16 protein-coding genes are annotated in these 18,751 nt (G+C 64.4%); 11 read left to right on the forward strand and 5 right to left on the reverse strand.

Going from position 1 to position 18,751, the window contains the following annotated elements:
• Positions 1-105 precede the first annotated feature (105 nt).
• The 11 genes from hpaD to hpaA (ACEW7X_RS15540) all read left to right on the forward strand — a co-directional run bounded on the left by hpaD (position 106) and on the right by hpaA (ACEW7X_RS15540) (position 12,629).
• Positions 106-1,029 carry a 3,4-dihydroxyphenylacetate 2,3-dioxygenase gene (gene hpaD, locus ACEW7X_RS15490; RefSeq protein ID WP_068367506.1) on the forward strand — a complete coding sequence of 308 codons (924 nt, stop codon included), beginning with the start codon at positions 106-108 and terminating at the stop codon, positions 1,027-1,029.
• Positions 1,030-1,095: 66 nt separating this feature from the next.
• The gene (locus ACEW7X_RS15495) at positions 1,096-1,503 is read left to right on the forward strand and encodes a 5-carboxymethyl-2-hydroxymuconate isomerase (protein WP_415833025.1); all 408 of its coding nucleotides are present in this window, start codon (positions 1,096-1,098) and stop codon (positions 1,501-1,503) included.
• Between the two features lie 41 nt (positions 1,504-1,544).
• On the forward strand, positions 1,545-2,348 hold the full coding sequence (gene hpaH, locus ACEW7X_RS15500) for a 2-oxo-hept-4-ene-1,7-dioate hydratase (RefSeq protein ID WP_068367510.1): 804 nt from the start codon (positions 1,545-1,547) through the stop codon (positions 2,346-2,348).
• Between the two features lie 10 nt (positions 2,349-2,358).
• Positions 2,359-3,168 (forward strand): 4-hydroxy-2-oxoheptanedioate aldolase, encoded by an 810-nt coding sequence (gene hpaI, locus ACEW7X_RS15505; protein WP_068367512.1) that lies wholly within the window; start codon positions 2,359-2,361, stop codon positions 3,166-3,168.
• A gap of 90 nt (positions 3,169-3,258) precedes the next feature.
• Positions 3,259-4,866, forward strand: a complete 1,608-nt coding sequence (locus ACEW7X_RS15510; protein ID WP_420177402.1) for a GMC family oxidoreductase — start codon at positions 3,259-3,261, stop codon at positions 4,864-4,866.
• A 43-nt stretch (positions 4,867-4,909) separates the two neighbouring features.
• Positions 4,910-6,397, forward strand: a complete 1,488-nt coding sequence (locus ACEW7X_RS15515) for an aldehyde dehydrogenase family protein (RefSeq protein ID WP_420177403.1) — start codon at positions 4,910-4,912, stop codon at positions 6,395-6,397.
• Between the two features lie 15 nt (positions 6,398-6,412).
• Positions 6,413-7,897 carry an NADP-dependent succinate-semialdehyde dehydrogenase gene (gene gabD / locus ACEW7X_RS15520; RefSeq protein WP_068367518.1) on the forward strand — a complete coding sequence of 495 codons (1,485 nt, stop codon included), beginning with the start codon at positions 6,413-6,415 and terminating at the stop codon, positions 7,895-7,897.
• A 305-nt stretch (positions 7,898-8,202) separates the two neighbouring features.
• On the forward strand, positions 8,203-9,135 hold the full coding sequence (gene hpaA, locus ACEW7X_RS15525) for a 4-hydroxyphenylacetate catabolism regulatory protein HpaA (RefSeq protein WP_068367520.1): 933 nt from the start codon (positions 8,203-8,205) through the stop codon (positions 9,133-9,135).
• Between the two features lie 168 nt (positions 9,136-9,303).
• Positions 9,304-10,887: a 4-hydroxyphenylacetate 3-monooxygenase, oxygenase component gene (gene hpaB / locus ACEW7X_RS15530; protein WP_068367522.1), complete on the forward strand. Its 1,584-nt coding sequence runs from the start codon at positions 9,304-9,306 to the stop codon at positions 10,885-10,887.
• A 334-nt stretch (positions 10,888-11,221) separates the two neighbouring features.
• Positions 11,222-11,647, forward strand: coding sequence for a homoprotocatechuate degradation operon regulator HpaR (gene hpaR, locus ACEW7X_RS15535; protein ID WP_068367524.1), 426 nt, complete (start codon positions 11,222-11,224; stop codon positions 11,645-11,647).
• Between the two features lie 76 nt (positions 11,648-11,723).
• Positions 11,724-12,629 (forward strand): 4-hydroxyphenylacetate catabolism regulatory protein HpaA, encoded by a 906-nt coding sequence (gene hpaA, locus ACEW7X_RS15540; RefSeq protein ID WP_068367526.1) that lies wholly within the window; start codon positions 11,724-11,726, stop codon positions 12,627-12,629.
• Here the strand turns inward: hpaA (ACEW7X_RS15540) and ACEW7X_RS15545 are convergent.
• From ACEW7X_RS15545 to pbpC, 5 genes are all read right to left on the reverse strand, one after another.
• Positions 12,604-13,563, reverse strand: a complete 960-nt coding sequence (locus ACEW7X_RS15545; RefSeq protein WP_068367528.1) for a p-hydroxyphenylacetate 3-hydroxylase reductase component — start codon at positions 13,561-13,563, stop codon at positions 12,604-12,606. The two genes, hpaA (ACEW7X_RS15540) and ACEW7X_RS15545, sit on opposite strands and share 26 nt — an antisense overlap.
• 159 nt (positions 13,564-13,722) lie before the next feature.
• On the reverse strand, positions 13,723-14,898 hold the full coding sequence (locus ACEW7X_RS15550) for a p-hydroxyphenylacetate 3-hydroxylase oxygenase component (protein WP_068367530.1): 1,176 nt from the start codon (positions 14,896-14,898) through the stop codon (positions 13,723-13,725).
• Positions 14,899-15,249: 351 nt separating this feature from the next.
• A complete protein-coding gene (locus ACEW7X_RS15555; protein ID WP_068367532.1) occupies positions 15,250-15,465 on the reverse strand; it encodes a TOBE domain-containing protein in 216 nt (71 codons plus the stop codon).
• Positions 15,466-15,532: 67 nt separating this feature from the next.
• Positions 15,533-16,120: an NADPH-dependent FMN reductase gene (gene ssuE / locus ACEW7X_RS15560; protein ID WP_253100013.1), complete on the reverse strand. Its 588-nt coding sequence runs from the start codon at positions 16,118-16,120 to the stop codon at positions 15,533-15,535.
• 224 nt (positions 16,121-16,344) lie between these two features.
• On the reverse strand, positions 16,345-18,681 hold the full coding sequence (pbpC, locus tag ACEW7X_RS15565) for a peptidoglycan glycosyltransferase PbpC (RefSeq protein ID WP_420177404.1): 2,337 nt from the start codon (positions 18,679-18,681) through the stop codon (positions 16,345-16,347).
• Between the last annotated feature and the right edge of the window lie 70 nt (positions 18,682-18,751).

Below are 18,751 nucleotides of genomic sequence, written 5' to 3' on the forward strand. Positions count from 1 at the left end.
TGTATCCACAGCGCTGAAAACGGCCCGCCCTGTGCCCTGCCGGGGCCGGGCCGAACCGACAGATGACAGGGCAGGCCTTGCCGTCCGGCAAGGAAGGAGACAGTTATGGGCAAACTCGCACTGGCTGCAAAAATCACCCACGTTCCGTCCATGTATCTGAGCGAACTGGACGGCCCCCGCAAGGGCTTCCGCCAGTCCGCCATCGACGGCCACATCGAGATCGGCCGCCGCTGCCGCGAGCTGGGCGTGGATACCATCGTGGTGTTCGATACGCACTGGCTGGTCAACGCCGGCTATCACATCAACTGCGCGCCCCACTTCAAGGGCAACTACACCAGCAACGAACTGCCGCACTTCATCAGCAACATGCAGTACGAGTTTCCCGGCAACCCGGAGCTGGGCCAGATTCTGGCGAAGGTCGGCCGCGAGTACGGCATTGAAACCCTGGCGCACGACAAGACCACGCTGGGCCCGGAATACGGCACGCTGGTGCCGATGCGCTACATGAACGCGGACCAGCACTTCAAGGTGATCTCCGTGTCCGCGCTGTGTACCGTGCACTTCCTGAACGACAGCGCACGCCTGGGCTGGGCCTTCCGCAAGGCCGTGGAAGACCACTATGACGGCACCGTCGCCTTCTTCGCCAGCGGTTCACTCTCGCACCGCTTCGCCCAGAACGGCCTGGCGCCCGATTTCTCGGACAAGATCTGGAGCCCCTTCCTGGGCACGCTGGACGAGGAAGTCGTCCGCATGTGGGAACGCGGCCAATGGCAGGACTTCTGCGCCATGCTGCCCGAGTACGCCTCCAAGGGCCATGGCGAAGGCTTCATGCACGACACCGCCATGCTGCTGGGCGCGCTGGGCTGGTCCGAGTATGACGGCCATGCCGAAGTGGTCACGCCGTACTTCCCGTCCTCGGGCACCGGCCAGATCAACGCCATTTTCCCCGTGACGCCGCAGACCGGGGCCTCGATCCCGGAAGCCCAGGCCAACCAGCAGGCCTACGTGCCAGCCTCCGCCCGCCTCTGACGCCACCACGCACCGGGAAGCCTACAGGCTTCCCGGCTTCCTTTATCTCTCTGCGCGGATTTCGCCATGCCTCACCTCGTACTGCTTTTCACCCCTGACCTGGAACGCGACGCCGATATCGGCGCCGTCTGCCGCGACCTGGCCGACACCATGCTGGAACAGCGCGACGAACAGGGCAAGGCGGTTTTCCCCAAGGGCGGCACACGCGTGCTGGCCTACCCGGCTGCCTATTCGGCCGTGGCCGACGGCAAGGGTGACTACGGCTTCTGCTATGCCAACCTGCGCATGGGTTCCGGCCGCAGCAGCCTGGTCCACAAGCAGGTCGGCGACGCCCTGCTGGCCACGTTGCGCCGCCATTTCGACAGCGTCCTGGCGCAACGCCCCGTCGGCGTCACGCTGCAGATAGACGAAGGCACCGGCCAGGTCTACGACGCCAAGCACAGCAGCCTGCACCCCCTGTTCGCCAAGGGCTGATACCAGACCCGCGCGCCTAGCCCTTTTACCGCTTCCATTCCATGCTCTCTTCCGACATCATCGAACAAGCCGCCGCCCGCCTCGACGAGGCCGAGCGCAGCGGCAAGCAAATCCGCCAGTTCTCGCTGGAATATCCCGGCATCACCATTGAAGACGCCTACGCCATCCAGCGCGCCTGGGTGGCCAAGAAGATCGCCGACGGGCGCCGCCTGGTCGGCCACAAAATCGGCCTGACCTCGCGTGCCATGCAGGTGTCGTCCAACATCACCGAGCCGGATTACGGCGCGCTGCTCGACGACATGGTGTTCGAGGAAGGTTCCGACATTCCCATCAGCCGCTTCATCGTGCCGCGTGTGGAAGTCGAACTGGCCTTCATCCTCGGCAAGCCGCTGCGCGGCCCCGGCTGCACCATTTTCGACGTACTGGACGCGACTGAATACGTGGTGCCCGCGCTGGAAATCATCGACGCGCGTATCCACCAGATCGACCCGGAAACCAAGGTGACCCGCAAGGTCTTCGACACCATTTCCGACAATGCCGCCAACGCCGGCATCGTGATGGGCGGCCGCCCCGTGCGCCCCAACGATATCGACCTGCGCCGCGTACCAGCCATCCTCTACCGCAATGGCGTGATCGAGGAATCCGGCGTCTCCGCCGCCGTGCTCAACCACCCTGCCAAAGGCGTGGCCTGGCTGGCCAATAAACTGGCGCCGTATGGTGTTACGCTGGAAGCGGGCCAGACCATCCTGGGCGGCTCCTTCACCCGCCCGGTTTCGGGCAGCGCGGGCGATACCTTCCATGTCGACTACGACCTGCTGGGCTCCATCGCCTTCCGTTTCGTCTGAGGTACGCAGCATGGATCTCCCCATCAATACTTTCAAGAAGAACCTCAAGACCCGCCCGCAGATCGGCCTGTGGGTCGGGCTGGCAGAAGGCTATGGCGCGGAAATCGCCGCCACCGCCGGCTTCGACTGGCTGCTGCTCGACGGCGAGCATGCCCCCAACGACCTGCGCGCCGTGCTGGCGCAGTTGCAGGCTGTCGCGCCTTATCACAGCCATCCCATCGTGCGTCCTGCCACTGGCGACGCCGTACTGATCAAGCAACTGCTCGACATCGGCACGCAGACCCTGCTGGTACCCATGGTGGAAAACGCCGAACAGGCGCGCCAGCTGGTACGTGCCACGCGCTACCCGCCGCACGGCATTCGCGGCGTCGGCGCTGCCCTGGCCCGCGCATCGCGCTGGAACACCGTGCCGGACTACCTGAACCGCGCCGATGAAGAAATCTGCCTGCTGCTGCAGGTGGAAACCCCGACCGCACTGCAAAACCTCGACGAAATCGCTGCCGTCGAAGGCGTCGATGGCGTTTTCATCGGCCCCGCCGATCTGTCGGCATCCATGGGCCATCGCGGCAACCCCGGCCACCCGGATGTGCAGGCCGCCATTGAAGATGGCATCGCCCGCATCGTCAAGGCAGGCAAGGCTGCAGGCATTCTGTCCGCCAACGAGGCGCTGGCACGACGCTATCTGGAACTGGGCTGCTCCTTCGTTGCGGTCGGCGTGGATACCAGCCTGCTCGCCAATGCGCTGGGCCAACTGGCCGCCCGTTTCCAGGGCAATGGCCAAACCGCCGCACCGGCACAACCCGCAGGCCCAGGCTACTGATGGGACCACGCAGCGGCCTTCTCGGCCGCTGCCCCCAGCGCTAACCTTTGATGCCGCCACAAGACGGCAAGAGAAACCCAGGAGACATTCATGTCCAGCCAGGAATTCGATTACGTCATTATTGGTGCCGGTTCCGCCGGCGCCGTTATCGCCGCCCAGATCATCCGCCGCGGTGGCGGCAGCGTGCTGCTGCTGGAGGCGGGCGGCAGCGACGACAATCTGATGATCCGCATGCCAGCGGGCGTCGCCAAGATCATCGCCAAGAAAACCTGGCCCTACATGACCGACCCGGCCCCTGAAACCCTGAACCGCCCGATGATCGTGGCGCAAGGCAAGGTACTAGGCGGCAGCAGTTCGGTCAACGGCATGATCTACATGCGCGGCCATCGAGAAGATTACGACGCCTGGGCGCAGCAGCATCAATGCATTGGCTGGGGCTTCGACGACCTGCTGCCTTATTTCAAGCGCGCCGAAGCGCATGAAAGCCTGACTGGCGAATACCATGGCAATGACGGCCTGTTGCCAGTAAGCGAAAACCGCTACCGGCATCCGCTGTCCATGGCATTCATCCGCGCCGGCCAGGAACTGGGGCTCGATTACGTCAACGATTTCAATGGCAAATCGCAGCAGGGCGTCGGCTATTACCAGACCACCACCCTGCGCGGCGAACGCGCCAGCACCTCGCGCACCTACCTGAAATCCATCCAGGGCAAAGGCCAGTTCGAACTGATCCTTGATGCCATGGTGGAAAAAATCAATATCCAGAACAAACGCGCCGAAGGCGTCACCTACCGGCGCGGCAACGGTAGCCCGGTAACGGTCAAGGCGCGCCGCGAAGTGATTGTCTGCGCGGGCGCCATCGGTTCGCCCAAGCTGCTGATGCTCTCCGGCATCGGCCCGGAGGCACACCTCAAGGAGCATGGCATCACGCCCGTGCAGGACCTGCCGGTGGGGCAGCACTTCAAGGACCACCTGCACCTGTCGGTCAACGCCGAAACCCGCGAACCCGTCAGCCTGTATGGTCAGGATAGCGGCTTGAACGCCATCCGCAACGGCATTGAATGGCTGGCCTTCCGCTCCGGCCCGGTCAGTTCCAACGTGCTGGAAGGCGGCGCCTTCGTCGATACCCACGGCGAAGGACGGCCCGATGTGCAGATCCATTTCCTGCCCATTCTGGATACCTGGGATGACCCGGACGGCGTCGGCAAGGGCCGCACCCATGGCCTGACCCTGAAAGTCGGCCACCTGCGCCCGCGCTCCGAAGGGGAAGTCCTGCTTTCCAGCGCCGACCCGGCGGCATTGCCGCGCATCAAGGCCAACTTCCTGACGCACCCGGACGACCTGCCGGCCCAGATCCGCGCCGTGCGCCTGGGGCTGCAGTTCCTGGGTACCCAGACCATGCAACCCCTGCTGCGCGATATCTTCTCGCCCAACCCTGACTGGCTGAGCGACCCTGCGGCGCTGGAACAGTTCGTCAGGGGCGGCGTCAAAACCACTTACCATCCCATCGGTACCTGCCGCATGGGCCCGGATGCCCGCAGCGCCGTGGTCGACACGGAACTGCGGGTGCATGGCATCGACGGCCTGCGCGTCGCCGATTCCTCCATCTTCCCGGACATCCCCAGCGGCAACACCAACGCGCCGGTCATCGCCGTCGCGGAAAAAGCCGCCGACCTGATCCTGGGCCGTTCACTCTGATCACCACGGCACACGGCAAGCCGAACACACGGAGTCATATCAAATGAGCCAAGTCACTCTGCTCCCCGAAGTCGAAGCCTTCCTGGCCCGCCAGCACGGCCATTTCATCGACGGCCAGGCCGTCGCCAGCAGCGGCGCCCGTATCGCCATCGTCAATCCGGCTACCGGCCAGACCGTTGCCAGCATCGCCAGCGCCACACAGGCGGATATCGACGCCGCCATCGCATCGTCGCAGCGCGCCTTCAGCGGCGCCTGGGCCAACACCACGCCGGCGCAACGCGGCGAACTGCTGCTGAGCATCGCCGACAAGCTGCTGGAACACACTGAAGAACTGGCGCAGCTGGAAACCCTGCAATCGGGCAAGCTGATCAATATTTCGCGCGCTTTCGAAGTCGGCCAGGCGGCCGCCTTCCTGCGCCACTATGCCGGCGCCGCCACGCGCATCACGGGCGAAACCATCAACCCGTCGCTGCCTTCCTTCAACGGCGAGCGCTATACCGCTTTCACGCGCCGCGAGCCCCTGGGCGTCGTGGCCGGCATCGTGCCGTGGAACTTCTCCATCATGATCGCCGTCTGGAAGTTCGGCTCGGCCCTGGCAACGGGTTGCACCAGCATTATCAAGCCCAGCGAATTCACTCCGCTCACGCTGCTGCGCGTAGCCGAGCTGGCTCGCGAGGCCGGCCTGCCGGATGGCGTGCTGAACGTGCTCAACGGCGGTGGCGATGTCGGCCGCCAGCTCATCGAACATGACGGCACCGCGAAGGTCAGCTTCACCGGCTCCGTGCCTACCGGCATCGCCGTGGGCCGCACTGCGCTGGGAGCCAAGCTGACCCGCTTCACGCTGGAGCTGGGCGGCAAGAATTCCGTCGGCTTCCTCAAGGATGTCGATGCCGACAAGGCCGTGGCCGGCATCATGGAAGCAGGTTTCCTGCACCAGGGCCAGATCTGCGCCGCAGGCGAGCGCTTCTTCGTGCACCGTTCGCGCCAGGACGAAATCCTGGAAAAACTTTCCGCCACCCTGAGCACGCTGCGCATCGGCGACCCGCTGGACGACGCCTCGCAATTCGGTCCGCTGTCCAACAAACCTCACTTCGACAAGCTGCTGTCACTGTTCTCCCAGGCCCGCGCCGAAGGCTGCACCATCGTGCACGGCGCCAAACCGGTGGACGGCCCCGGCTACTTCGTCGAACCCACCGTACTGGTGGCCAAGGATGCCAAGGCTGCGCTGCTCAACGAGGAAACCTTCGGCCCCGTGGCCACTTTCCTCGCCTATGACGACGAAGAAGAACTGCTGAACCTCTTCAACGATACGCCCTATGGCCTGTCGGCCAGCCTCTGGACCAACGACCTGGGCAAGGCCCTGAACTACGTGCCGCGCATCCAGGCCGGCACTGTCTGGGTCAACATGCATACGCTGCTGGACCCCGCCGTGCCTTTCGGCGGCGCCAAGCAGTCCGGCCTGGGCCGAGAATTCGGTTCGGCCTTCATCGACGACTACACGGAACTGAAGTCCGTCATCATCCGGCACTGAGATCAGGATCTGACAATGAGCACCCAACACACCCCCGCTTCGCTTGCCCTGAACGACGCCAGCCTGCTGCGTACGCAAGCCTATATCAACGGCCAATGGGTCAACGCCGACAGCGGCAAGACTTTCCCGGTCACCAACCCCGCTGACCTCAGCCAGATCGCCAGCGTTCCATCGCTGGGCGAGGCCGAGACCGACCGCGCCATCCAGGCCGCCGAGCAGGCCCTGCCGGCCTGGCGCGCAATGACGGCCAAGCAGCGCTCCGCGTTGCTGCGCCGCTGGTTCGAGCTGATGATGGAAAACCAGGAAGACCTGGCCCGCCTGCTGAGCCTGGAACAAGGCAAGCCGCTGGCAGAAAGCCGTGGCGAAATTGCCTACGGTGCCAGCTTCATCGAATGGTTTGCCGAGGAAGCCAAGCGCATTTACGGCGACATCATCCCGCAAGACCGCTCCGGTCGCCGCCTGCTGGTCGTCAAGCAGCCCATCGGTGTGGTCGCGGCCATCACGCCGTGGAACTTCCCCAATGCGATGATTACCCGCAAGGCCGGCCCGGCCCTGGCGGCAGGCTGCACGGTCGTGATCAAGCCGGCTTCGGAAACCCCGCTGTCCGCGCTGGCGCTGGCTGAACTGGCCGAGCGCGCCGGCATCCCCGCCGGCGTGGTCAACGTCGTCACCGGCGACGCCCGCGCCATCGGCGGCGCGCTGACGCGCAGCCCGGTCGTGCGCAAGCTGTCCTTCACCGGTTCCACCGGCATCGGCAAGCTGCTGATGGCGCAAAGCGCAGACACCATGAAGAAGGTCAGCATGGAACTGGGCGGCAATGCGCCGTTCATCGTATTTGACGACGCCGACCTGGACGCCGCCATCCAGGGCGTGCTGGCCTCGAAATTCCGCAATAGCGGCCAGACCTGCGTCTGCACCAACCGCGTGCTGGTACAAGACGGTATCTATGACACCTTCGCCGCCAAGCTGGCCGAGGCCGTCAATGCACTCAAGGTGGCTCCGGCCCAGGAGCCCGGTGCAGAGCAAGGTCCGCTGATCAACGCCAAGGCCGTGGCCAAGGTCGAAGAACACATTGCCGATGCCATCGGCAAGGGCGCTCGCGTCCTGGCTGGCGGCAAACCGCATGCGCTGGGCGGCACCTTCTTCGAACCGACTGTGCTGGGCGATGTCACGCCTGAAATGCTGGTGGCGCGCGACGAAACTTTCGGCCCGCTGGCTCCCATCTTCCGTTTCAGCACCGAAGCCGACGCCATCCGCATGGCCAACGACACCGAGTTCGGCCTGGCCTCCTACCTGTTTACCCGCGACCTGGGCCGCGCCTGGCGCGTCAGCGAAGCACTGGAATATGGCATGGTAGGCGTCAACGAAGGCATCATCTCCACCGAGATCGCGCCTTTCGGCGGCATCAAGGAATCGGGCATGGGCCGTGAAGGCTCGAAGTACGGCATCGAAGACTACCTCGAACTGAAGTACGTCTGCATGGGCGGCATCGGCGCCTGACGCCCTGCCCCCGGCGCCCCCCCGCGCCGCAGCGCAAGACTGGCATGGCCACGCCCGCCGGCCTTGCGCCTGCATGGCGCCCGCGTGCTGAAACGCTGCCCGGATACTCCGGGCAGCGTTCCCTGCCTCAGGCAGACCGCCACGGCCAGGGCAAATACCCTGCGCACAACCAGTAAAAAGCAGCAATCAGGCCATGGCCTTGCTACCATCGCGCCAGCCCGTGCATTGCCGCTGCTGCCGCGATGCATGTTCTCGCCCCCCTTTGCGTGGCACCCGCCCGGATATTGATATAGGTAAGCCAATCGTTGACGAGCACGACCTGGAAAACCGCGCCCATTCCCTTTCTGGACCTGGGCCCCGTTCATGACCAGCGCTATGCCGACGCAGATTTCCACTGCGACGAACATGGCCGGCTAAGTTCATTTTTCGGCCGCAGCGTGCCGGTTCACCGGCACGACCGATTCTTCCAGATCCATTGCATTTTCAATGGCCAGGTACACCTGTACCTCGACGACCAGCAATACCGGCTGCCAGGACCCGTGTGCTTTTTCACCCCGCCGGGCGTCCCCCATGCCTTTGTCACGGATGCCGACAGCGAAGGCATCACTCTGACCATCCGGCAGCAACGCGTCTGGAGCCTGTTCCACGACGAAGCCGAATTCAGCGTAGCGCTGGGCCAGCCGCTGTGCGTGGCGCTGGCGCCGCACCAGAAGCACGAACAGGACGCCGGCCATACGCTGCAGCGCCTGTTCCACCAGGCCCAGGCCGAATTCCATGCCAGCCACCCGGGACGTGACGGCAACCTGATGGCGCTATTGCGCCTGATCATCGCGTCCCTGCTGCGCCTGGGAACAGCCGCCCCGGCACGGCGCCCGGTTGCGCCAACCGAGCTACAACTATTCCATCGCTTCAATCAGTTGCTCGTGGCGCACTGCGTCGACAACTGGCCCTTGCAACGCTACGCCGATACGCTGGGGCTGACGACGGCACGCCTGAACCTGATCTGCCGCCGCCTGGCGGATATGTCTTCCAAACAGATCATCGCTGAACGCCAGCTGCAGGAAGCCAAGCGCCTGCTGCTGCACAGCAATCAGTCCGTCAGCCAGATATGCTTTGCGCTGGGGTTCCAGGACCCTGCGTATTTTTCGCGCTTTTTCAGCCTGCGCACCGGCATGCCGCCAGTCCGTTTCCGCCAGTTGGGCGCCACGCCCGGCGCCTTGCGAAAAGTCCAAGCTTAACGGCGAAAGCTGCATTCCACTTCTGTCTTTGTGTTCCTACCATGTGGGTTCCACGCATGCACCGTCCGGTAACGAACCGGCGGCCCGCAGGGTTCTTTCCCGGCCCAGCCATAGGCCCACGCCCTGGCATGCCCATGACACCAGAATCCAGGAATGGAGACAGCACGCATGTACCCTGAACGCTACCGCAGCGACACCCACCGCCCCCTGACCGGTGCGGAATACCTGGCCAGCCTGCGCGATGGCCGTGAAATCTATATCTACGGCGACCGCGTCGAAGATGTGACCACCCACCCGGCGTTTCGCAATGCCGCCGCCTCGGTCGCGCACCTGTATGACGCGCTGCACGACCCAGCCACTCGGGATGAGCTGTGCTGGAACACCGACACGGGCAGCGGCGGCTATACCCACAAGTTCTTCACCATTCCCAGGACGCAGGACGAGCTGCGCGAACAACGCGATGCCATCGCCGCCTGGTCGCGCCTGTCCTATGGCTGGATGGGCCGCACGCCGGACTACAAGGCCGCCTTCGGCCAGGCGCTGGGCGCCAACCCGGAGTTCTACGGTCGCTTCGCCGACAACGCGCGCCACTGGTACCGCCGCATCCAGGAATCGGTGCTGTACCTCAACCATGCCATCGTCAACCCACCCATAGACCGCAACCTGCCCAGCGACCAGGTCAGCGACGTGTTCATGCGCATCGTCGAAGAAAACGACAAGGGCATCGTGGTCAGCGGTGCCAAAGTGGTGGCCACCAATTCGGCGCTCACCCACTACAACTTCATCGGCTTCGGCTCGGCGCAGGTCATGGGCGACAACACTGATTTCGCCGTCATGTTCCTGGCCCCCATGAACGCCCGGGGCGTCAAGCTGATCTGCCGCCCTTCCTATGAACTGCAGGCCGGCCTCACCGGTGGCGCCTTCGAGTACCCGCTGTCGAGCCGCTTCGATGAAAACGACGCCATCCTGGTCCTCGACAAGGTATTCGTGCCCTGGGAAGACGTGCTGGTACACCGCGACTACGAACGCTGCCGCAACTTCGCCAGTCAGGGCGGCTTCGGCCGCATCTATCCCATGCAGGGCTGCACCCGCCTGGCGGTAAAACTGGACTTCATCAGCGGCCTGCTGGTCAAGGCGCTGGAATGCACCGGCACGCTGGAGTTCCGCGGCGTCGCCGCCCAGGTCGGCGAAGTCGTTGCCTGGCGCAACCTCTTCTGGTCGCTGACCGACGCCATGTACGGCGCAGCCGAGCGCCAGGATAGCTGGAGCACGCCAGCGCTGCTGCCCAGCAACCAGGCCATGCAGACCTACCGCGTCATGGCGCCCACCGCCTACCCCGCCATCAAGAAGATCATCGAACAGACCGTGGCCAGCGGCCTCATCTACCTGCCATCGGGCGCGCGCGATCTCGCCAACCCGGAACTGGACAAATACCTGTCGGTCTATTGCCGTGGCTCGGGCGGCATGGACCACGTGCAACGCATCAAGATACTCAAGCTGATGTGGGATGCCATCGGCAGTGAATTCGGCGGCCGTCACGAGTTGTATGAAATCAACTACGCCGGCAACCAGGACGACATTCGCCTGCAGACGTTGGGCTATGCCAAAACCTCCGGCAAACTGGCGCAGATGACGGGCTTGGTGGACCAGTGCCTGTCCGAATACGACCAGCACGGCTGGACGGTGCCCCATCTGCACAACTCGAATGACATCAACGCCCTGGACCGCATCCGCCAGCCCCGCCAGGCCTGAGCGCGGGCAAGCGAATCCTGGCACCACGGCAGAGCCGCAACAACGCTCCGGCAGCAGCCCGGGGCGTTACTGGCCAGGCCTGTCGCGGCCCCCTGAAAATAGGGTGGCCAACCTGCCGGAACACTTCCCTACGGCAGCGCAAAATCCGTCATAATCAGGCATTAACCACCGTCCCTGGCCGGCATCAACGCTTCATGCGGAAACCTTGTGGCCAGACGGCATAACAATGCCCAGGAGACTGTCCCCGCTGCGGGTCAGCGCCAGCCCGGCCAATGCGCCGGGCTGGTCATATCCGCCTGCTTCCGGCAGGGGCTCCCCTTCCGCTGATCAACCCATGTCCATCATCACCCGTCCTTTTCTTACCCTCTCCCTGCTGCAGGCCCGCGAAGCGTCCATGCAGTTTTTCCGTCCGTCGCTCAACCGCAACAATCTCACCGAGCAGCAATGGCGCATCCTGCGCACGCTAGAGCAGCATGGCGACATGGAAAGCCACCAACTGGCTGACCTGGTCTGTATCCTGAAACCCAGCATGACCGGCATCCTGAACCGCATGGAGCGCGATGGCCTGGTGAGCAAGCGCAAGGCCGAGCACGACCAGCGCCGCATCTACGTCAGCATCACGGAAAACGGCAGCAATATCTACCAGCGCATGACCGCCGAGGTCGAACAGAACCACAACCGCCTGCAGCAGCAGTTCGGCAAGGACAAGCTGGACCAATTGCTGGCCCTGCTCGACGAACTCAAGCAAGTCAAACCCTGAGGCGGGCCACCATGCCGCCACGCCGGCACCTGCGCAGGCCAACCCTGCCAGCCGCGCGGTGGTTTCCTGTGCCACCATGAACATTCCGACCGGACAACCCATCCCCAATCTCGGCATCGGCCATCTGGCCGGCGCCGAGCATGCCGATGCCGATGTCCACTACGCCGAGCTGGACACCCTGGCCAACCGGCTGGGCCGCAGCATGTCGGTGCACAGGCACGATCGCTACTTCCAGGTGCATTACGTTGCCAGCGGAGCCGTGCGTGTCCATATGGACGAAAGCCTGTACCGCCTGGACGGGCCGATGATCTTCCTGACGCCGCCAGCCTTCGCCCACGCCTTCGTGACCGAAGACAACGCCAGCGGCCATGTGCTGACCGTTCGCCAGCCCATCATCACCGATCTGTTGAATGCGGAACCAGGGCTGGTGCATGGGCAGGCCATCGCGCCCATCTGCCTGTCCATTGAAGCGCTGGACGGCAGCCACCGCGAGGAAATCCACGGCCTGACCCAGTTGTTCGAACGCCTGCGCGCCGAGTTCCAGTCACGCCGTCCTGCCCGCGCGCAGGCCTTGCGCCTGCTGGCGCAGCTGACGTTCATCAGCCTGTTGCGGCTGGCGCCGGCGTCCATGCCCGCGCCACCGGCACGCAAGGATGATCTGGCACTGTTTCGCGCCTTCAATACCCTGCTGGAGGAGCACTTCCTGCAACATTGGCCCATCGCACGCTACTGCGAACTGCTCAATGTCAGCGACCTGCGCCTGAATGAGACATGCCGGCGCGTCGCCGGCTGCTCATCGAAGCAATTGGTCAATGAACGGCTATTGCAGGAATCAAAGCGGCTGCTGATTTTCACCAGCCATCCTGTCGCGGAGATCGCCCATTTGCTGGGCTTCAAGGACCCCGCCTATTTCAGCCGCTTTTTCCATCGCCTGGCGGGCCAGCCGCCAGGGGCGTTCAGGAACGAGGCTGCGAGTCGATGACAGCGGACAGCACGGTGCGGAAGGCATGCAACTGCGCCGGGCTGAAATTACCAAATACACGCTCCTGCTGCGCCTGGGCCACTTCCCAGACCGCCTTGGCCTCCGCCGCGCCAGCGTCGGACAGCAGCACGCCATCGGCGCTGTCCTGTACCAGGCCGCGTTCGCGCAACAAGGCCAGCGCGCCGTCGATCTCGCGCATCGGCATGTCCGCCTCGCGCACCAACGCGCCCAGGCTCAACGGCTGCACCGGGTCCAGCACCATCAGCAGGCGCGCTTCCCCGGCACGCCAGCCAGTCTTGAGCTGCTCGGGCTGGTAGTCTTCCTGGTAGCGGCGCACGGCCTGCGTCATCAGGTAGTAGAAATTGTCTCGCAGACGCGACTGGTAGCCACTGGGCAGCTGGGGAGCCGCATTCTCGCCGCGCGCACCATGCGGATGCGGCAAGACCATGGAATACGCGCCCTGGTGATACAGCAGCGGTGCCTGGCCGCCATCTTCGAATTCCAGCACGCGGCCGATCAGAATCCAGTGGTCCCCGGCGTCGATCACCTGGTGCTTTTCGCACTGGAAGCTGGCGGCGCAACCGTCGAGCAGCAAGCTGCCGCCGTGGCCTTCACGCACAGCCACCCCGGCAAACTTATCGGCGCTGGGACGGGCAAACTGATTGGACAGCGGAATCTGGTCCGATGCCAGGATGTTGACGGCGAAATGGCTGGCCTGCTCGAATACGGCGCAACTGCCGGCACGCTTGTCCAGGCTCCACAGCACCAGCGGCGGGTCCAGCGATACCGAGTTGAAGCTGTTGGCGGTCACGCCGGTGCGCTCGCCGCTGGGCGAGCTGGCCGTCACGATCGTCACGCCGGTTGCGAAGTTGCCCAGCGCGCGGCGCAGGACTCGCGGGTCAATCGAAGTACCCGTCTGAGAGGCTTGTGTCATATCGTCTCCTTGCCATCCATGGCATGCGGCGCCTGTCGCGCTGCGCCCTCATGATGGAAAACGACTGCCCGCCAGCAGCAGGCAGTCCAGGTGAGCCGGCCTGCCGCCCTGGCGCCGCCCCACCGGACAGCGCAGGCCGGCAGGCCGGCTCACGGTACATCAGGTCAGGCTGGGATCGGGATCCAGGCCCATCAGTTCACGGCCCAGGATCTGGGCGCAGACATCATAGTCGGTGTACGCGTGCGCACCCGTCATGTGGCTGTCGCGGAACAGGCGTTGCATTTCGTTGGTTTCGAACCAGGCGCCGCCGCCAGCGGCAGCGAACAGGCGATCCACGGCTTCGATGCACATCTTCACGGCATAGGCCTGGTTGGTACGCCAGAACGTCAGCGTTTCGCGGGTCGGGTAGCGCTTGGCTTCGCCGTGCTCGCGGTGCTCTTCCCAGGCCTTTTCCAGCAGCGCGCGTGCAGCGGCGACCTGGTGGGTGGACTCGGCCAGGCGCATCAACGCCGGCACGGAGTTGCCCACGGAAGCGCCGGTATAGGCACGCACGCGGTTCTTGGTCTTTTCCTTGAACGCTTCGAGCATGCGTTCGGCCACGCCCAGGCTAATGGCCGAAAAGCCGCTGGCGAAGTACGGACGGTACGGCGTGTAGTAGATCTTGCTGTCCGGGTAGAGGCCAAACCCGGCAGACTTGCCTTCCATCATGTCCTTGGCTGCCTGGATACGGTGGTTGGGCACGAAGGCCTTGTCCACGACCAGGGTCTTGGAGCCACTGCCACGCATGCCGATGGCATACCAGTCGTCCAGGATTTCATAGTCCTGGCGCGGCAACACGGCGAAACAGTAGACCTTTTCGCCCGCCTGGTTCAGGCGGTGGAAGCCCAGAATGGCCCATTCGGCGTGGTCACAGCCACTGCTCCAGCCCATGCGGCCGCTGAACATCACGCCGCCTTCGACTTCTTCGATCTTGCCGAACGGCGCGATGCTGCTACTGGCGGTGGCGTCCGGGTTCTCGCCCCAGATTTCATCCTGCAGCTGCTTGGGGAACATGGCCAGCTGGTGATTGTGCGTGCACAGCAGGCTGAATGCCCAGGCGGTGCTGGCACATGCACCCGCCAGGGTGACGATGCATTGCGCGAAATCCGGCAGCGACATTTCCAGGCCGCCATAGGCCTTGGGCAGGAAGGCGCGATTCAGGCCAATGCCCTTGAGCAGCGCGATGTTTTCGGCCGGCACCTGACGGTCCTGTTCAGCCTGGGCCGCACGCGAAGCGATCTCCGGCAGCAGCGCCTTGACCTTCTCCAGCATCGGATTGGAAATTGTGTTTTCCATATCTGTCTCCTTATAAATGGCCGCTGCGAAAAACGCGCGACCAGGCAAGCCAGGAATATGGAAAACCCTTACATGACGGAGACTTGCCGCCAAAAAACAGGTATCCCTGGCAGATTACGAGGAGATTATAAATATGTTAACGATGCATCCGAAATGCAATATTCCGGACAATCATTGCACTTTTCCATGAACCAAGGGAAAACCCTCATCTCTTTCGTCTGCCGCCCGGTAGCCTGGCCTGCGCCCCAGGATCGGGTTCAGCATAAAGCAAAAAGGATGGGCGCGAGGCCGCAATCAGCGCGACCCGGGTTTCCCCAGGCGCGACAGCTGGAACACGTCGGCGCAAAACGCCTAGAGCTTGGCGACCGACACCTCGGTGGCCTTCACGAAAGCCAGGACGTCGGTGCCGATTTCCAGCCCGAGGTCTTCGACCGAACGGGTCGTGATGACCGAGGTCACGATGCCCGCCGGGGTTTCGATCTCGACTTCGGAGACCACCGGACCAAGGATGATGGCTTTCACTTTGCCACGGAACTGATTGCGTGCGTTAATCGAAGAAACTGTCATGTTCTCGCTCCTGCGGGACAGAGGGACCAAAATAAAGGTGACAGGCCGCAGACCGGCCCGGCATGATTCAGACGGCCAGCTGCAACTGGCTGGCCAGGCGGCCCAGGTCATAGGGACGCGAGGCAGTCCGGGCCGGCAACAGCTGGCTGACAGCCTCGATGGCGGCATCGAGCCTTACCCGTATGTCTTCGTCGAGCTGAGCGTTGCCCTGTTCGTCAACCTGCACCTGGGCTTCGGTGGCATAAACACCTGCCAGGATATGGCGCGCCCCCAGCGCAGACAGCACTGGCTTGAGGCTGTATTCCAGCGCCAGAAGATGCGCGGCGCTGCCGCCCGTCGCCAGGGGCAATACGATCTTGCCCGCCAGCGCGGTCTGGTCCAGCAGGTCCAGCAAGGCCTTGAGGCCGCCGGCAAACGATGCCTTGTAGACCGGCGTGGCGATCAGGACGACACGTGCCGGCGTGACGCGCTGGCGCAGCCTGGCGGCATCTTCACTGGCATAGTTGCCATGGACCAGGTCTTCCGCGCTGACGTCGCGGATTCCCAGGCTGTCCACTGAACCATGTTGCTGCGAAAGCGCCTGCGCGGCATAGCGCAACAGGGCATTTGAACGTGAGCGGGCCGACGGGCTGCCCGCTATCGCGATGATAGACATAACGGCGTGATACCTATTCCACAACGATGCCAGGACGACGCGGACAGCCTGACAGCGGCAGCCCGGGGCAGCAAGGCGAAAGAGTCATGCTACCCATGCATGGCGGAAATCAGAACAACGCTTTCCCTATTTCCTAATTCCCAATCGTGGCGTCCACACCGACCTGCCCGATGCATGCCCCTGAACTGTCCCAGTGCCGCTGAGGCAGGACCATGGCAAAGATGCTACTCCAGCACCTCGAAACCCACGCTGGCGGTCTGCCCAGCTTCATCCAGCAAGGTGATGCGGTAGCGTCCGGGCTGGCGCAGCGCCACTTTCAGCAGTCCTGCCAGCTCGCGTTCCTGCAATGCCCGGCCATTCATGTACCACCAGCGCTGGCCGCTGCCGCCCAGCGCGCTCAGGTTGAGCGTCACCGGTGCCTGACTGCGCGCCGGGCGGCGCAGGCGGTCACCCTCGCGCACGCCCAGGATCACCAATGGCGTGCCGGTATCCACAACTGGTGGCGGGCAGGCCGGGTCGACACCGGGCAGGCGCGCGGACAGGCGTTCCTGTCGCGGCAACCAGGGTTCCAGCGGCTGCGGCCAGGCCACCATGCTGGCTGGCCGCGCCCCAGGGCAGGCCGCCGCCACTCGCAAGCCTGCGGCAGACACCCAGTAATCCAGCAGCAGGCCGGCGCCAGGACGCTGGTCGCCCGCCAATAGCGTCGGCGGCGTAACGCCATCGAGCACCCATGCCTGGCGCGCCTGGCGGCAATCCGGGCTGCCTTCCGGCATCGGCTGCCCCAAGGGCCAGCAGATGCGCGCCGTCCCGACCTGTGCCGGGGCACCAGCCGCCAACTGCCGGGCCAGGCTGGCACTCTCGCGATGCGCCAGCCGGTGTATCTGAAATAACAGTGGCGCCGCAGCAGCCTGCCCGAACTGCCCAGCCACCGGTGCCCCATCGGGACGGCCGACCCAGACACCGATCAGATAGCGCGGCCCGACACCCACCGCCCAGGCATCACGGAATCCATAGCTCGTGCCGGTTTTCCAGGCCAGGGCATTGGCGCCTGCCGCCGGCTGGTCCGGCGTCAGGCGGCCGCTCAGCACCTGACGCGTAATCCATGCGGCACCAGGAGAAATCAGGCGGCGCTCAAGCAGCGGGTCGTCATCCGCATAGCGCGGCGCCGCCATGTTGCCGCCCCGGGCGTAGACGCTATAGGCCGCAACCAACTGCTCCAGCGACGTACCGGCACCGCCCAGGATCAGCGACAAATTGGGCACTGCCTGCTGCGGCAGGCGCAACGGCAGCCCGGCTTCGCGCAACTCGGTGGCGAAGCGCACTGGGCCATAGGCTTCGAGCAATTGCACCAAGGGCAGATTCAGCGAACGCGACAGCGCCTCGGCTGCCGACACCGGCCCAGAGAAATCCGCAGCGAAGTTCTGTGGCCGGTACTCGCCATAGTGGCGCGGCACATCCTGCAGCAACGAGGAAGAATGGATCAGGCCTTCGTCCAGCGCCAGTGAAAACAGGAAGGGCTTGAGAGTGGAACCAGGCGAGCGTATGGCCGTCACCATATCGACCTGCCCGTTACGGGCAGTATCCAGAAAATCCACCGACCCGGCGTAGGCGCGCACGGCCATGGTGTCATGCTCTATCACCAGCACCGCTGCGGATACGCGCGGCGGCAAGGTGGCTTTCCAGCGCTGCATGGCCTGTTCAATACGCAATTGCAGCATGCCATCTATGGTGGTGCGTATCACCGGGGCCGCCCCCTGCTGCTGCACCAGCCTGCGCGCCAACAACGGCGCCGCCTGCGGCCTGGGCAGGGTAAAGAGGTGCACCGGTTCCATCAGGGCTTCCTCGACCTCCGCCGCGCTCCAGATGCCCTGTTCGGCCATGCGCGCCAATACCTTGTCGCGCGCCTGCTGCGCCAGCTCCGGATGGCGATCTGGCCGCAGCCGGCTGGGAGCCTGCGGCAGCACTGCCAGCAACGCCGCCTCGGCACGGCTCAACTCCGCCGGGGATTTACCCAGGTATGTCCAGCTGGCGGCCGCCACGCCTTCCAGCACCCCGCCAAAAGGCGCCCGATTAAGGTAGAGCTCGAGAATATCTTCCTTGGAATAGTGCCATTCCAACTGCAAGGTACGCCATACCTGGCGCAGCTTGCCGGCCACCGTACGAGGATGCGGGTCCAGCAGGCGCGCCACCTGCATGGAAATCGTGCTGCCGCCGGAAACGACCCGGCCATAACGCAGGTTAAGCCAGGTGGCGCGGCCCAGTGCGACCGGATTGATGCCCGGATGCTGCCAGAACCAGCGGTCCTCATAGGCCAACAGGGCTTCGATGTAGTACGGCGATATATCCTCGCGCCTGGCCTCGTAGCGCCAGACACCATCGGCATCAGCAAAGCGCCACAGCGGCGTGCCGTCTTCGGCCAGCACGACCCGAGCCGTCGCGGCCGCAGGCATGGGCAAGGGAAAGCAGCGGTCAGCCAGCCAGAGCAGCGCCACGGCCACCAGCAGGCCTGCCGCCGCCCAGGCGCACCGGCGGCGCCAATGGCCGGCTCGCTTCGCGCTCACGGCCGTGCGGCCCTTCCTGTCGGGTGCGGCCCTGCTCCCGCACCCTGTTGCACCTTGCCCATTGCCATCC

The organism is Kerstersia gyiorum (assembly GCF_048595715.1).
Taxonomy (GTDB): domain Bacteria; phylum Pseudomonadota; class Gammaproteobacteria; order Burkholderiales; family Burkholderiaceae_B; genus Kerstersia; species Kerstersia gyiorum.

Bases quoted from the DNA above. Each gene is read 5' to 3' on its own strand.
- gabD (WP_068367518.1), top strand. From the start codon at position 6,413: ATGAGCACCCAACACACCCCCGCTTCGCTTGCCCTGAACGACGCCAGC.
- hpaR (WP_068367524.1), top strand. From the start codon at position 11,222: ATGTCCATCATCACCCGTCCTTTTCTTACCCTCTCCCTGCTGCAGGCC.
- ssuE (WP_253100013.1), bottom strand. From the start codon at position 16,120: ATGTCTATCATCGCGATAGCGGGCAGCCCGTCGGCCCGCTCACGTTCA.
- ACEW7X_RS15510 (WP_420177402.1), top strand. From the start codon at position 3,259: ATGTCCAGCCAGGAATTCGATTACGTCATTATTGGTGCCGGTTCCGCC.
- ACEW7X_RS15545 (WP_068367528.1), bottom strand. From the start codon at position 13,563: ATGACACAAGCCTCTCAGACGGGTACTTCGATTGACCCGCGAGTCCTG.
- hpaH (WP_068367510.1), top strand. From the start codon at position 1,545: ATGCTCTCTTCCGACATCATCGAACAAGCCGCCGCCCGCCTCGACGAG.
- hpaB (WP_068367522.1), top strand. From the start codon at position 9,304: ATGTACCCTGAACGCTACCGCAGCGACACCCACCGCCCCCTGACCGGT.
- hpaD (WP_068367506.1), top strand. From the start codon at position 106: ATGGGCAAACTCGCACTGGCTGCAAAAATCACCCACGTTCCGTCCATG.
- ACEW7X_RS15515 (WP_420177403.1), top strand. From the start codon at position 4,910: ATGAGCCAAGTCACTCTGCTCCCCGAAGTCGAAGCCTTCCTGGCCCGC.
- ACEW7X_RS15550 (WP_068367530.1), bottom strand. From the start codon at position 14,898: ATGGAAAACACAATTTCCAATCCGATGCTGGAGAAGGTCAAGGCGCTG.
- hpaI (WP_068367512.1), top strand. From the start codon at position 2,359: ATGGATCTCCCCATCAATACTTTCAAGAAGAACCTCAAGACCCGCCCG.
- ACEW7X_RS15555 (WP_068367532.1), bottom strand. From the start codon at position 15,465: ATGACAGTTTCTTCGATTAACGCACGCAATCAGTTCCGTGGCAAAGTG.
- hpaA (WP_068367526.1), top strand. From the start codon at position 11,724: ATGAACATTCCGACCGGACAACCCATCCCCAATCTCGGCATCGGCCAT.
- ACEW7X_RS15495 (WP_415833025.1), top strand. From the start codon at position 1,096: ATGCCTCACCTCGTACTGCTTTTCACCCCTGACCTGGAACGCGACGCC.